This is a genomic window from Microbacterium luteolum (assembly GCF_039533965.1).
Taxonomy (GTDB): Bacteria; Actinomycetota; Actinomycetes; order Actinomycetales; family Microbacteriaceae; genus Microbacterium; species Microbacterium luteolum.
The window spans coordinates 1,590,730-1,604,164 of record NZ_BAAAUN010000001.1 but is presented as its reverse complement, the minus strand read 5'-3'; the positions used below and the strand labels follow the sequence as shown (position 1 = coordinate 1,604,164).

Below are 13,435 nucleotides of genomic sequence, written 5' to 3'. Positions count from 1 at the left end.
GCGTCCATGTGCGGTTCTGTCACCCGGGCGTAACACAGAAGCGCGATACTGATTCGAGGAAGAGTGGAGGCCCCCGTGTCGTTGCAGCAGCAGATCTCCGAAGCCCTCGGTGTCCGGCCCGAGATCGATCCCGAAGCTGAGGTGGAGCGTCGAGTCGGATTCCTCGTCGACTACCTCCGCACGACGGGAGCGCGTGGCTTCGTCCTCGGCATCTCGGGCGGGCAGGACTCGACTCTCGCGGGTCGCCTGGCGCAGCTCGCCGTCGAACGCGTGCGTGCCGAGGGCGGCGAGGCGAGATTCCTCGCCGTGCGTCTGCCGTACCGGGTGCAGAAGGACGCGGCGGATGCCGAGGCCGCACTCGAGTACATCGCGCCGGACTCATCCGTCGAGGTGAACATCCAGAACGGCGTGGACGGCGTCGAAGAGGACATCGAGTTCGCGGTGACGAGCGACATCAGCGACTTCAACCGCGGCAACATCAAGGCGCGCGTGCGCATGGTCACCCAGTACGCGCTCGCCGGACACGACGGCCTGCTGGTGATCGGGACGGACCACGCGGCCGAGGCCGTGACGGGCTTCTACACGAAGTTCGGCGACGGCGCCGCCGACATCCTGCCGCTCTCCGGCCTCACGAAGCGGCAGGGCCGTTCGCTGCTGCAGTTCCTGGACGCGCCCGACCGGCTCGCCTTCAAGGTACCGACGGCCGACCTCCTCGACGGCCAGCCCGGCCGTGCGGACGAGGACGAGCTCGGCCTCACGTACGAGCAGATCGACGACTTCCTCGAGGGACGTCCCGTCGACCCCGAAGCGGCCGGACGCATCGAGGCGAAGTACCTCGCGACGCAGCACAAGCGCCACCTCCCGGTGACCCCCGACGACGACTGGTGGCGCTGAGCGCAGGTGCGCGCCTTTCGTCCCGTGTCGGATGCCGCGGATAGTGTCGAAGCATCCGACAGAACGGGAGCATCGTGCGGATCGACACTGCGGCGCAGCGCGTCATCTGGAGCGCCAGCGATCTGAAGGCGGCCGCGGAATGCGAGTTCGCCTGGTGCCGTGCGATCGACGCGAAGCTCGGCCGCGTGCCGGCCGTCGAGGAGCCGGAAGACGCCACGCTGAAGCGCGCCGCCCTGCTCGGAGATGTGCACGAGCAGAACGTGCTCGCGCGGTACGTCGAAGAGCTCGGTGACGACAGGGTCCACCAGATCGAGAAGGTCTCGTCCGTCGATGCCGACGCTCTCCGTGCAGCCACCGACGAGACGGTCGCGGCGCTCGAGTCCGACGCGCTCGTCATCTTCCAGGCCGCGTTCGCGACCGAGGAATTCGTCGGATTCGCCGACTTCCTGCGCAAGGACGACGATGGTCGCTGGCGCGTGCAGGACTCGAAGCTGGCGCGCAAGGCGCGGGTCACCGCCCTCATGCAGCTGGCGGCATATGTCGATCAGCTCGACCGGCTCGGCATCCCGCGGTCCGATGAGGTCGACCTGATCCTCGGCGACAGCACCCTCAGCACGCACAGTGTCGACGATCTCCTTCCGCTCTTCCAGGTGCGCCGATCGCGGCTGCGGGCGCTGATCGCCGATCGCCGCGTCGGCGATGGTGCGACCGGTGCTCCGCTCGCCTGGGGCGACGATCGCGACGACCTGCAGATCGTCGCGTGCGGTCGGTGCGCCACCTGTGAGGAGCAGGTTCTCGCACACCGGGACCTGCTCGTGGTCGCGCGCATGCGTCCGGTGCAGCGCGCACGTCTGCGCGCGTCCGGCATCGACACGATCGATGCCCTCGCGACGGCATCCGAGGCCCCCGTCGGCATGAACATCGATTCGTTCGAGACCCTCCGCGCGCAGGCGCGCCTGCAGATCCGCGCCGATGCCGAGGGCCTGCCGACCTACGACGTGCACTACGCCCCGGCGATCCACACCCTTCCGCTCCCCAGCCACGGCGACATCTTCTTCGACTTCGAGGGCGACCCGCTCTACACGGAGCCGGCGCCGGACGGCGAAGCGCACTGGGGGATCGACTACCTTTTCGGCTGGGTCGACAACACGGATCAGTACTCGGCCCTCTGGGCGCACACCTTCGAAGACGAGCGTCGTGCTCTCGAAGCGTTCCTCGACTTCGTGAAGGTACGACGGGCCGCGCACCCCGCGATGCACATCTACCACTACGCGCCGTACGAGACCTCGCATCTCGTAGCGATGGCGGCTCGGCACGGAGTGCGGGAGGGGGAGGTCGACCGGCTGCTGCGCGAGGGCGTGTTCGTGGATCTGTATCCGCTCGTGCTGCGCACTGTCCGGGTCGGCTCGCGCTCGTACTCGATCAAGAAGCTCGAGCCCCTCTACATGGGCGACGACGTGCGCACGAGCGATGTGCAGAAGGGCGACGACTCGATCGTGCAGTACGTCGCGGCGCGAGAGCTCGCCGCCGCGGGGGAGCAGGCCGAAGCGGATGCCGTGCTGGCCGACCTCGCCGACTACAACCGCTACGACTGCGTCTCCACCCGTCGGCTGCGCAACTGGCTGATCGACATCGCCCGGAAGGAGGGCGTGACACCGGCGCCGCCGGACGAGATCGACGAGGTGATCTACGAGCCCTCTCCGCGGTCCGTCGCCCTGCTCGCCGACGCGGAACGCGCTGTCGATGCCGGTGGCGACGGGCTCGTGCACCGCATCGCGGCGGCGGCGATCGACTACTTCCCTCGCGAGGCGAAGAGCTTCTGGGTCTCGCACTTCCAGCGTCTGCGCGAGCCCGTGACGATGTGGGACGGCACCCGCGACGTGGTGCGGGTCGATCGACCGTCGTCGACGGTCCGCCGGGATTGGAGCATCGGCGAGGGGCGACGGGCGATGTCCCGTGACATCGAGGTCCGCGGCGAGGTGTCGCCGGGAACGACATTGGGTGTGGGTGCGCAGCCCTTCGCGCTGTACGAGGTGCCGGCGCCATTCGACACCGAGATGCCGTCGCGGGCGGTGCACGTGCCCCACACGGTGACCGTGTCGGAAGTGCTCGACGACGGCTATCTGCTGACCGAGTCCGCGGTGCAGGGGCAGACGTGGGACGAACTTCCGCTCGCCCTCACGCCTGCCGCGCCGCCGCGGGTGGTGTCGCTGCAGGGTGCGATCGACGAGTGGGCCGACGCCGTGCACGCCGCAGCGCCGGGCTTCCCTGCCGACGCCGCGACCGACATCCTGCGACGCCTTCCGCCGCGCACTGCATCGGGTGCACCGATCCCCGCGGCCGGCGACGATGTCATCGACGCGATCGTGCGCGGTGTCCTCGATCTCGACCGCAGCTATCTGGCGGTGCAAGGACCTCCCGGAACGGGCAAGACCTACACCGGGTCGCGGGTGATCGCGCGGCTGGTGAGCGAGCACGGTTTCAAGATCGGCGTCGTTGCGCAGTCGCACGCCATCATCGAGACGCTGCTCGATCGCGTGGTCGCCGACGGAGTGGCGCCGGCGCAGGTCGCCAAGGCGCCGAAGGACAGCGAGGCCGAGACCTCGTACACGGCGATACCGAAGAACGGCATGGCGTCGTTCCTCGCCGAGCATGCCGACGAGGGGGCCGTCGTCGGCGGAACCGCCTGGGACTTCAGCAACACCCAGCGCGTCGATCGGGCCGGTCTCGACCTGCTGGTGATCGACGAGGCCGGGCAATTCTCGCTCGCGTCGACGATCGCTGTCGCGGCGGGCGCCAAGAGGCTGCTCCTCCTCGGCGACCCACAGCAGCTCCCGCAGGTCAGTCAAGGCGCTCACCCCGAGCCGGTCGACACGTCGGCCCTCGGCTGGGTGATGGACGGCGATCCCGTCGTGCGTCCGGAGTACGGCTACTTCCTGGCGCGCTCGTGGCGGATGCATCCACTCGTGGCCGCGCCCGTGTCGAAGCTCGCCTATGCCGGGAAGCTCGCATCGGCACCCGGCACGGAGCGCCGGTCGGTCGACGGCATCGAGCCGGGGCTGCACGTGATTCCTCTCCGGCATCGTGGCAACGCGACCCAGTCGCCGGAAGAGGCTGCCGAAGTGGTGCGTCTGGTCCGTGACCTCGTGGGCCGGCCGTTCACCGACAACGATGCGGATGCCACGACCAGGGCGCTCGAACAGTCCGACATCATCGTCGTCACGCCGTACAACGCGCAGCGCCAGCTCGTCCTCGATGCGCTGGCGGAGGCAGGGCTCCCCGATGTGCCGGTCGGCACGGTCGACAACTTCCAGGGGAAGGAGGCGGTCGTGTCGATCACCTCTCTGGCGGCGTCGAGCGGACGGGATGCTCCTCGGGGCCCGGAATTCCTCCTGCTGCAGAACCGGCTCAACGTCGCGATCTCTCGGGCGCAGGTGGTCGCCTACCTGATCCACTCCCCGGCGCTGCTCGACGACCTGCCGTACACGCCCGAGGGGGTCGCCCGCCTCAGCGCCTTCGCTCGTCTGGTCGGAGCAGCGGAATGAGCGCAGCCCTGCACGGGACCGCCGACATCCTTCGCGCCGCGGCATCGTGGGCGTGGTTCCCGCGAGACAGCGATCGGGCCGACGATCACCTGCTGCTCGTGCGCTATCCGACGCGGTTCGGAGGAGGAGTCCGCGGCTCGCAGGTGCGCTCGTCGTCGGAGGCCGCGACGGTGCTGGATCACGCCGTCGAGCGAACGAGGGAATGGGGCGAGTCGCGGCTGACGTTCTGGACCAATCCTTCGGACGGCCCCGACCTCGAGGAGGAACTGCGGCGACGCGGTGCGGAGCACATCGACACGGTCGCGGTGCTCGCGGGCGCGATCGACGAACTCACCGTCGACGTGCCGCCGGAGGCGACGGGCGAGGTCGTGCGCACGCTCGATCAGGTGCGCGCTGTCGACGCGATCAACGTGCCGGTGTGGGAGCAGGCTCCGCTCGACGACGAGGGTCTCCGCGTCGAGCTGGCGGAGGTGACCGCCCGGCGCGAGACCGGTGAGGGCGTGCGCGTGCTCGGGCGCCTCGACGGCCAGCCCGTCAGCACCGGTGGGTGCACGATCGTCGACGGCTTCACACGGCTCTGGGGTGCGGCCACTCTCCCGGAATTCCGCGGCCGAGGGGTGTATCGGGCCGTGCTCGCCGAAAGGCTGCGCGCGAGCGTCGGACTCGGCGCGACGACGGCACTGGTGAAGGGCCGCGTCGCCACCTCGGCGCCGATCCTCACCAGAGTCGGATTCCACCACTACGGCGATGAGCGGGCGTATCGCCTGGACCTCGCGTAGATCCGTCGGCGAGGGAGCGAGCTCGAGAACTCAGACCGTGCCGTAGAGCCGGTCGCCCGCGTCGCCGAGTCCGGGCACGATGTACCCCTTCTCGTTGAGACGCTCGTCGAGCGCGCCGAGCACGAGCGTGACATCGCGATCACCGGCCATGGCCTCGATCGCGGCCACGCCCTCCGGGGTGCCGAGCAGGCAGATCGCGGTGACGTCCTTCGCGCCGCGGTTGAACAGGAACTGGATCGCCGCCGCGAGCGAGCCGCCCGTCGCGAGCATCGGGTCGATGGCGAAGCACTGCCGGTCGCTCAGATCGTCGGGGAGACGTTCGGCGTAGGTCGTCGGCTCGAAGGTCTCCTCGTCGCGGACCATGCCGAGGAAGCCGACCTCGGCGGTCGGGAGAAGCTTGACCAGGCCCTCGAGCATGCCCAGGCCGGCACGCAGGATCGGCACCACGATCGGGCGCGGCTCCGAGATCTTCACGCCCATCGTCGTCGTCACCGGCGTGGTGATCTCGATCGGGCTGACCTTGACGTTGCGCGTCGCCTCATACGCGAGCAGCGTCACGAGCTCTTCGGTGAGCTGCCGGAAGACCGGCGACGAGGTGCGCTGGTCGCGCAGCACCGAGAGCTTGTGGGTGATGAGGGGGTGGTCGGCGACGTGAACACGCATGGGTACAGGCTAATGCGCGGCGCGGCTCCGCACGACATCGGTACCGCCGGATGCCGGAGACGGCTGTCGTAGGCTCGACCCATGACCGCCGCCGACGACCTCGCGATGCGACGCGCGCTCGTGCTCGCCGCAGAGGCGGCCGCCGCCTCGGAGATCCCGGTGGGCGCCGTCGTCGTCGATGCCGAGGGCCGCATCATCGCCGAGGGGCGCAACAACCGCGAGGAGACGCACGACCCCACCGGCCACGCCGAGGTCGAAGCGCTGCGCCGTGCCGCGGCATCCGCCGGCTCCTGGAACCTCCAGGGGCACACGCTCGTCGTGACGCTGGAGCCGTGCATCATGTGCGCCGGCGCGATCCTGCAGGCGCGGATCAGTCGCGTCGTGTTCGGGGCGTGGGACGACAAAGCCGGGGCCGCAGGCTCCCTGTACGACGTGCTGCGCGACCGCCGCCTGCCGTACCGGGCGGAGGTCATCGGCGGCGTCGAGGCGGATGCGGCGACTGCTCTGCTCCGCGCCTTCTTCGAGCCGCGACGCTGACTCCGTTTTTCGGAGACGTCCACGTTCTTCGGATCGAACCGCACGAATCGTCCGCAGACCGTCGAATCCTCCGAAAAACGTGAGGCGGGTCAGTCCGAGGACTTGAGCACGAAGACGTCGGTCGAGGGCTGCGGGTCGATCGCGGGGCGGTACACGTCGGGCTCGATGTAGACGACTCGTGCGACCGGCACGGCCTCGCGGATGCGGGCTTCGATCGCGTCGATGTCGTCGGCGGCCTCGCGCAGCGGCTTGTCGGCGCTGAGCGCGATCTTCGCGGCGACCATCAGCTCGTCCGGGCCGAGGTAGAGGGTCTTCATGTGGATGATCTTCTCGATCTCATCGCCCGCGTTGATCGCGTCGACGATCCGGTCGTAGTCGGCCTGCGTCGCACCCTCGCCGACGAGCAGGCTCTTGGTCTCGACGCCGAGCACGATCGCGATGAGCACGAGGAGCACGCCGATCATGACCGTGCCGAGCGCATCGAAGACCGGGTTCCCGGTGATCAGCGTGAGACCGACGCCGAGCAGCGCGAACGTGAGACCTGTCAGCGCGCCGACATCTTCCAGGAGCACGACGGGGAGCTCCGGCGCTTTGGAGCGGCGCACGAACGAGACCCACGACTGCCCCTTCTCACGAACGAGGTTGCTCTCGCGGACGGCCGTGCGCAGCGAGAATGACTCGAGTCCGATCGCGATGACGAGGACGACGAGGGGCAGCCACCACCACGTCTTGTCGAGTTCGTGCGGGTGCGTGAGCTTGTCGACGCCTTCGTAGATCGCGAAGAGGCCGCCGACGGAGAAGAGGATGATCGAGACCACGAACGCGTACACGTAGCGCTCGCGGCCGTAGCCGAACGGGTGGGAGCGGTCGGCCTCGCGCCGCGCCTTGCGTCCACCGAGCATCAGGAGCAGCTGGTTGCCGGAGTCGGCGACCGAGTGGATGGCCTCGGCGAGCATCGACGCGGAACCCGAGAGCGCCCAGGCGACGAACTTCGCGAGGGCGATGCCCAGGTTCGCCAGGAACGCCGCGACGATGGCCTTGCTGCCTCCGGATGCACTCATGCCACGAGTCTAGAACTGCTCCCCGATGGATTCCGGAGCGCCCGCCGTAGGATGACGACATGGCTGAATCGCTTCCCTCTCTCGCGTTCCTCGGTGCCGGTTCGATGGGGGGCGCGATCCTCCGGGGTGTCGTCGCCTCCGGCATCCGCATCGACGGCGGAATCACCGCGACCAACCGCACTCCCGAGAAGGCCGCAGCCTTCGACGACGTCGACGGCGTCACCAGCATCGCGCTCTCCGAGCAGCCGGAGGGCAACGCGGATGCCGTCGCCGGAGCGCGCATCGTGCTGGTCGGGGTCAAGCCGGCGATGGTGCCCGATCTGCTCCGCGAGATCGCCCCGCACCTCGCTGACGATGCGATCGTCGTGAGCCTTGCGGCGGGCGTGACGCTCCAGACCTTCGCCGACGTCCTCGGCGAGGATGCCCGCGTGATCCGCTCCATGCCGAACACGCCGTCCACGGTCCGCAGGGGCGTGGCGGGACTCGCTGCCGGCGCGTCCGCGACCGCCGAAGACCTGGCGCTCGTCCGTCGCCTCTTCGAGACCGTCGGCGCGGTCGTCGAGGTGCCCGAGTCGCAGATCGACGCGCTCGGGACGATCTCGGGTTCCGGCCCCGCGTACGTCTACCTGCTGATCGAGGAGTTCACCAAGGCGGCCGTCGGGCTCGGCTTCAGCGACGCGGATGCCCGGTTGATGGCGGAGCAGACGTTCATCGGCGCGACAGCGCTGCTCGAGGCGTCAGGAGAGGATCCTGCCGAGCTGCGCCGCCGCGTCACGAGCCCGAAGGGCACGACCGAGCGCGCGATCGCCGTGCTGCAGGACGCCCGGCTCGACCGCACGTTCTCGGACGCGGCCGCGGCGGCTCTCGCCCGCTCCAAGGAGCTCGCGGCAGGAGCCTGAGCGATGCGGCTGCTGATCGCCGGGGAGATCTGGTACTGGCGCGGCCCCGCGCCGTTCCACTTCGTGACCGTGCCGCCCGCGGAGAGCGAGATGATCCACGAGATCGCTTCGGTCGTGACCTACGGCTGGGGGATGATCCCCGCGACGGTCACGATCGGCGCGACCACCGTGACGACGGCCCTCTGGCCCAAGGACGGCGGCTACATCGTGCCGATCAAGAAGGCGCTGCAGGACCGTGAGGGCGTGACCGTGGACGACGTCGTCGATATCGCCCTCGACATCGACGCCTGATGGCCGGCGGAATCAGGCGAACGCGCGGAATCAGGCCGTTTCATGGGGAATCGGCCTGATTCCCGATGATTGCCTGAATCGACGAGGCGCCGCGGGGTCCGGTGTGCGCGACCGGACGCCGGGTCAGCGGTCGAGGGCCGCGAAGCGTTCGATGTCGCTGTTGGTTCCCGACACGATGATGAGGTCGTGGTTAGTGACGATCGTGTTCGCCTCCGCGTAGCGGAACGGCTTGCCGGGGCTCTTCACTCCGACGACGGTCACCTTGTACTTCGAGCGCACGCCGGATTCGTTGAGTCCGACGCCGCGGATGAACTTCGGCGGGTACATCTTGGCCAGCACGAAGTCGTCGTCGAAGCGGATGAAGTCGAGCATCCGGCCGCTCACGAGGTGCGCGACGCGCTCGCCGGCCTCGCGCTCAGGGTAGATGACGTGGTTCGCGCCGACGCGGGCGAGGATCTTGCCGTGCGACTGCGAGACGGCCTTGGCCCAGATCTGCGGCACCTTGAGGTCGACGAGGTTGGCGGTGATGAGGACGGATGCCTCGATCGACGAGCCCACGGCGACCACGGCGACCTGGAAGTCGCCGGCGCCGATCTGCCGCAGCGCGTCGATGTTCTTCGCGTCGGCCTGCACGGTGTGCGTGACGCGGTCCGACCACTTCTGCACGAGCTCGAGGTTGTCGTCGATCGCGAGCACCTCGCGGTCGAGCCGGTCGAGCTCGCCAGCGCACGCGGCGCCGAATCGACCGAGACCGATGACGAGGACGGGAGCGTCGCCCCGGAGGACTTCAACCAACGATCGGCCTTTCCACGGGCAGCGAGTAATACTGCGATCGCGACGTCGCGGCGACTGCCGCGGCGAGAGTCACTGTACCAACGCGCCCCATGAAGATGGTCGCTGCCATCACGTAGGACGCCGAATCGGGGAGCTCCGCCGTGAGACCGGTCGACAGCCCGACCGTGCCGAACGCCGAGATCACATCGAAGAGCACGTGACTGATGTCGGCCTTCGTGATCTGCGCGATGATGATGGTCGACAGGGCCACGATCGTGGCTCCCCACGCGACGACGCTGAGCGCGACGCGCTGCACATCGCTGGGGATGCGACGGCCGAAGACCTCGACGGACTGGCGTCCCTTCGCCTCCGACCACACGGCGATCGCCAGCACGGCCAGCGTCGTGACCTTGATACCGCCGGCGGTCGATGCCGAACCGCCGCCGACGAACATGAGCATGCTGGCGGCCAGGAGCGAAGACCCGTTCAGGTCGTCCATCTCGATGACGTTGAACCCGCCGGAACGGGTCATCGCCGACAGGAAGAAGGCCTGGAACGTCGTGTCGGCGGCATCCATCGACCCGAAGGTCTTCGGGTTGGCGTACTCGAGGATGAGGAACACGGCGGCGCCGAGCACGAACAGCAGCACGGTCGTCACGAGGGTGAGCTTCGTGTGCAGAGACCATTTCTTCACGTGCCAGACGTGTTTGGCCAGCGTGTAGATGACCGGGAAGCCGATGCTGCCCAGGAACACGCCCACCATGAGCAGGAAGAGAACGAGGTAGTCGTCGGCGAAGACCGCGACACCGCCGTCGTTCGGCGCGAAGCCCGTGTTGGTGAAGGCCATCGCCGCGAAGTACGGCGCCTCCCACAGGGCGGCGATGGGATCGACCTTCGCCATCACCAGCGCGGGGTAGAGGAGTGCAGCGAGGGAGGCTTCGATGATCAGCGCGGACACGGCGACCGTGGTGAGCAGTTGGCCGACCTCGCCGAGGCGCACGGTCTGGCTCTCGTTCACGACTCCGCCGTGCGCGCGCAGAGGGTTGGTGTCTCCGGCGGCCATCAGCTTGGCCCGCAGTCCGAGGCGCCGGGAGATGAGCATGCCCATGAGCGAGGCGAGCGTCAGTACCCCGAGCGCACCGATGTTGACGCCGATGAAGACGACCACGTGGCCGAACGGTGACCAGTAGTTCGCCATGTCGACGGTCGCGAGGCCCGTGACGCAGATCGTCGAGACCGCGGTGAAGAGGGCGTCACTCAACGGGGTGACCGTGCCGCTCGCCGAGGCGATCGGCAGGGACAGCAGCACGGTGAACACCAGGATGAGCAGAGCGAAGACGACGATCGCGAAGCGCGACGGCGACGAGGTGACGATGTGCTTGACCCAGTCGGCGACGCCTTCCAGGCGCTCGCGAGGAGACGACGCCGAAGCGATGCCCGACATCGCGTCCCCCTTCGTCCTGCGCCTGCCCGCTGTGCGGTCACACGGCGCCTTTCGCCGAGCCTTCGTCATGGTACTCCGTGCCGGGGACGACTACCCTGATCTCATGACGGACATCTTCGACGTGATCGCAGACGGTACGAGGCGCGACATCCTCCAGCTCCTGCTGCGACGCACGGCCGAAGGCGAGTCGGGCACGAGCGTGAGCCACATCGTCGCCGACCTCGGCATCAGTCAGCCCACGGTGTCGAAGCACCTCAAGGTCCTGCGCGACGCCGAGCTGGTCTCGGTGCGCGAAGACGGGCAGCGCCGCTTCTACAGCCTCTCCGTCGAGCCGCTCGAGGTCGTCGACGACTGGCTGGTGCCTTTCCTCGTGGACGCGTACGGCGACGATGCGCCCGACATCGACTACCCCGTCATCCCGCTGACCGACAGCGCCGCCCACGCGGCCGAGGTGGTCGGCCGCGCCGCGGCATCCGCCAAGCATGTCGTGACGTCTGCGCTCAAGCGCTTCGGCGCCTGACGGCATCCGCTCGGGCGGTCGCATTCCGCTCCGGACATGACTCGCCCCCGATGACAGGGGGGCATGTCATCAGGGGCGATCCGCGGGCCCCAGCCCGCGTGGACTCGGCGGTGCCGGCACAAGTCCTGCCGTCACCATCGCAGGTCTGGCTGGGTGGAAGGCCCGCAACAGCTATGCCTCAGCTGGGACTCCGTCCGTCCTCCGCGGTTCCCGGTGTCATCGGCGAGCGGCCTTGCGGCGGAAGAGCCATGCGCCCCACATCACCGCGATCAGGAGGATGAGCAGGCACCAGCCGATCGCCCACCACGGCTCGTCGTGCAGCGGCGCGTCGGTCAGCAGTCCGCGGATGGTCTCGACGATAGGCGTGATCGGCTGGTTGGCGGCGACGGGCTGCAACCACGCGGGCATGCTGGCCACGGGGACGAAGGCGCTGGAGAGGTACGGCAGGAACAGCAGGACGAAGCCGTAGCCGTTGGCCCCCTCGGGGCTGCCCGCGGCGAGACCGATCGCGGCGAACAGGTACGTGATCGCCAGGATGTAGAGCGCGATCAGACCTGTCAGGGCGATCCACTCCAGCAGCGTCGCGCTCGGCCGGAAGCCGACGAGGATGCCGACGCCGATCACGATCGCCGTTGCGATGAGGTTGCGCAGCACGCTGGCGACGACATGCCCGGTGAGCACAGCTCCGGCGCGCAGCGGCATCGTGCGGAAGCGGTCGATGATCCCGGTGCGCATGTCGTTCGCGACATACACGGCTGTCGACGACGCGCCGAAGCCGGCGCAGGTGAGGATGATCCCCGGGACCACGTAGTCGACGTAGGCGCCGGAGGGATCGATCGCTCCGCCGAACACCCACGTGAACATGAGCATGAGCATGATCGGGAGCATGATCGCCATCAGCAGCGATTCGCCGTCGCGCAGGGAGTGACGCAGGCTGCGGCCGACGAACACGGCCTCGGCCGTGAGTCCGCGCAGGCGAGGCCGCGGCGCGGGGAGCGGGGGGACGGATGCCGTGGCGCGGGGCGCGGCGATGGCGATGTTCATGCGAGCTCCTTCGAGGTGCGAGCAGCGGGTGAGGTGACGGCGAGGAACACGTCGTCGAGTGTCGGACGACGCAGAGTGACGATGCCGTCCGCGCCCTCCTCGTCGAGCAGGTCGAGGGCACGACGGAGGTCGGGGATCGATCCGTCGGTGGGGATCTCGCGGCGGAGCTCGCCGCGGGAGTCGTGCAGCTCCATGGTGTCGCCGCCGATGCGGGACTTCAGCTCCGCCGGAGTGCCGAGGGCTGCGATCTTCCCGTCATGGAGCACGGCGACCCGGTCCGCGAGCTGATCGGCCTCTTCCAGATACTGCGTGGTGAGGAAGACCGTCGTGCCGGCGCTCGCGAGCTGGCGGATGATGTCCCAGAGGTCGCGGCGGCTGCTCGTGTCGAGGCCGGTCGTCGGCTCATCGAGGAACAGCACCTCGGGTGTCACGACGAAGCTGAGCGCGAGGTCGAGCCGGCGACGCATGCCGCCCGAGAACGTCCGCACGATCCTTGCCGCGGCATCCGTCAGGTCGAACTGGGCGATGAGGTCGGCAGCGCGTCGCTTCGACTCCGCCCGGCCGAGACCCGACAAGCGGGCGAACATGACGACGTTCTCGGTGGCGGTCAGAGCGTCGTCGATCGCGGCGGACTGGCCGGTGAGACTGATCCTGCGCTGGACCTCGGCGCTCTGCGTGCGCACGTCCCATCCGGCCACCTCGGCCTTGCCGGCGTCGGCGGCGGTGAGCGTGGTGAGGATGTTGATCGTCGTGGTCTTGCCGGCGCCGTTCGGCCCGAGCAGGGCGAAGACCTCTCCGCGCGCGACGGTGAAGTCCAGGTCGTCGACGACGACCCTGCCCCGGAAGGCCTTGCGGAGACCCTGCACTGCGATGGCTGTGTGCATCGTTCGGTCCTCTCTGTGTAGGGGAAAAACTGTGTACGTCCGAAACAACTGTGTATGACCGTAACACACTGTTTATCAAATAAACAGAAGTAGGATGAGC

General features: G+C 68.7%; 13 protein-coding genes. 7 read left to right on the top strand and 6 right to left on the bottom strand.

Translation table 11 applies throughout. The features are described from left to right. Positions 1–75 precede the first annotated feature (75 nt). From nadE to ABD648_RS07775, 3 genes are all read left to right on the top strand, one after another. Entirely contained in the window at positions 76–894 is an 819-nt protein-coding gene (gene nadE / locus ABD648_RS07785; protein WP_282214393.1) for an ammonia-dependent NAD(+) synthetase, read from the top strand. A 74-nt stretch (positions 895–968) separates the two neighbouring features. Continuing rightward, positions 969–4,439 (top strand): TM0106 family RecB-like putative nuclease, encoded by a 3,471-nt coding sequence (locus ABD648_RS07780; protein WP_282214392.1) that lies wholly within the window; start codon positions 969–971, stop codon positions 4,437–4,439. Next, complete coding sequence (locus ABD648_RS07775; RefSeq protein ID WP_282214391.1) at positions 4,436–5,218, top strand: GNAT family N-acetyltransferase; 783 nt, start codon at positions 4,436–4,438, stop codon at positions 5,216–5,218. The genes ABD648_RS07780 and ABD648_RS07775 overlap by 4 nt, the downstream gene beginning before the upstream one ends. 30 nt (positions 5,219–5,248) lie before the next feature. On the opposite strand, the gene upp is transcribed toward ABD648_RS07775, so the two are convergent. Then, positions 5,249–5,881, bottom strand: coding sequence for a uracil phosphoribosyltransferase (gene upp / locus ABD648_RS07770; RefSeq protein ID WP_282214390.1), 633 nt, complete (start codon positions 5,879–5,881; stop codon positions 5,249–5,251). 81 nt (positions 5,882–5,962) lie between these two features. On the opposite strand from upp, the gene tadA reads away from it, so the two are divergent. After that, positions 5,963–6,418: a tRNA adenosine(34) deaminase TadA gene (gene tadA, locus ABD648_RS07765; protein ID WP_282214389.1), complete on the top strand. Its 456-nt coding sequence runs from the start codon at positions 5,963–5,965 to the stop codon at positions 6,416–6,418. A gap of 89 nt (positions 6,419–6,507) precedes the next feature. On the opposite strand, the gene ABD648_RS07760 is transcribed toward tadA, so the two are convergent. Continuing rightward, positions 6,508–7,479 (bottom strand): cation diffusion facilitator family transporter, encoded by a 972-nt coding sequence (locus ABD648_RS07760; RefSeq protein WP_282214388.1) that lies wholly within the window; start codon positions 7,477–7,479, stop codon positions 6,508–6,510. 59 nt (positions 7,480–7,538) lie between these two features. On the opposite strand from ABD648_RS07760, the gene proC reads away from it, so the two are divergent. Both proC and ABD648_RS07750 read left to right on the top strand, forming a co-directional pair. Then, positions 7,539–8,378: a pyrroline-5-carboxylate reductase gene (proC, locus tag ABD648_RS07755; protein ID WP_282214387.1), complete on the top strand. Its 840-nt coding sequence runs from the start codon at positions 7,539–7,541 to the stop codon at positions 8,376–8,378. Positions 8,379–8,381: 3 nt separating this feature from the next. Continuing rightward, positions 8,382–8,669 carry a DUF1905 domain-containing protein gene (locus ABD648_RS07750; protein ID WP_282214386.1) on the top strand — a complete coding sequence of 96 codons (288 nt, stop codon included), beginning with the start codon at positions 8,382–8,384 and terminating at the stop codon, positions 8,667–8,669. A gap of 123 nt (positions 8,670–8,792) precedes the next feature. On the opposite strand, the gene ABD648_RS07745 is transcribed toward ABD648_RS07750, so the two are convergent. Together ABD648_RS07745 and ABD648_RS07740 are read right to left on the bottom strand one after the other, a co-directional pair. Continuing rightward, positions 8,793–9,464: a potassium channel family protein gene (locus ABD648_RS07745; protein WP_116634434.1), complete on the bottom strand. Its 672-nt coding sequence runs from the start codon at positions 9,462–9,464 to the stop codon at positions 8,793–8,795. After that, a complete protein-coding gene (locus ABD648_RS07740; protein ID WP_282214385.1) occupies positions 9,457–10,887 on the bottom strand; it encodes a TrkH family potassium uptake protein in 1,431 nt (476 codons plus the stop codon). The genes ABD648_RS07745 and ABD648_RS07740 overlap by 8 nt, the downstream gene beginning before the upstream one ends. A gap of 103 nt (positions 10,888–10,990) precedes the next feature. Here ABD648_RS07740 and ABD648_RS07735 point away from each other — a divergent pair, with 103 nt between their 5' ends. Next, entirely contained in the window at positions 10,991–11,407 is a 417-nt protein-coding gene (locus tag ABD648_RS07735) for an ArsR/SmtB family transcription factor (protein WP_282214384.1), read from the top strand. A gap of 216 nt (positions 11,408–11,623) precedes the next feature. Here the strand turns inward: ABD648_RS07735 and ABD648_RS07730 are convergent, their stop codons facing one another. Beyond that, positions 11,624–12,451, bottom strand: a complete 828-nt coding sequence (locus tag ABD648_RS07730; protein ID WP_282214383.1) for an ABC transporter permease — start codon at positions 12,449–12,451, stop codon at positions 11,624–11,626. Next, entirely contained in the window at positions 12,448–13,335 is an 888-nt protein-coding gene (locus tag ABD648_RS07725; protein WP_282214382.1) for an ATP-binding cassette domain-containing protein, read from the bottom strand. The genes ABD648_RS07730 and ABD648_RS07725 overlap by 4 nt, the downstream gene beginning before the upstream one ends. Positions 13,336–13,435: the final 100 nt, after the last annotated feature.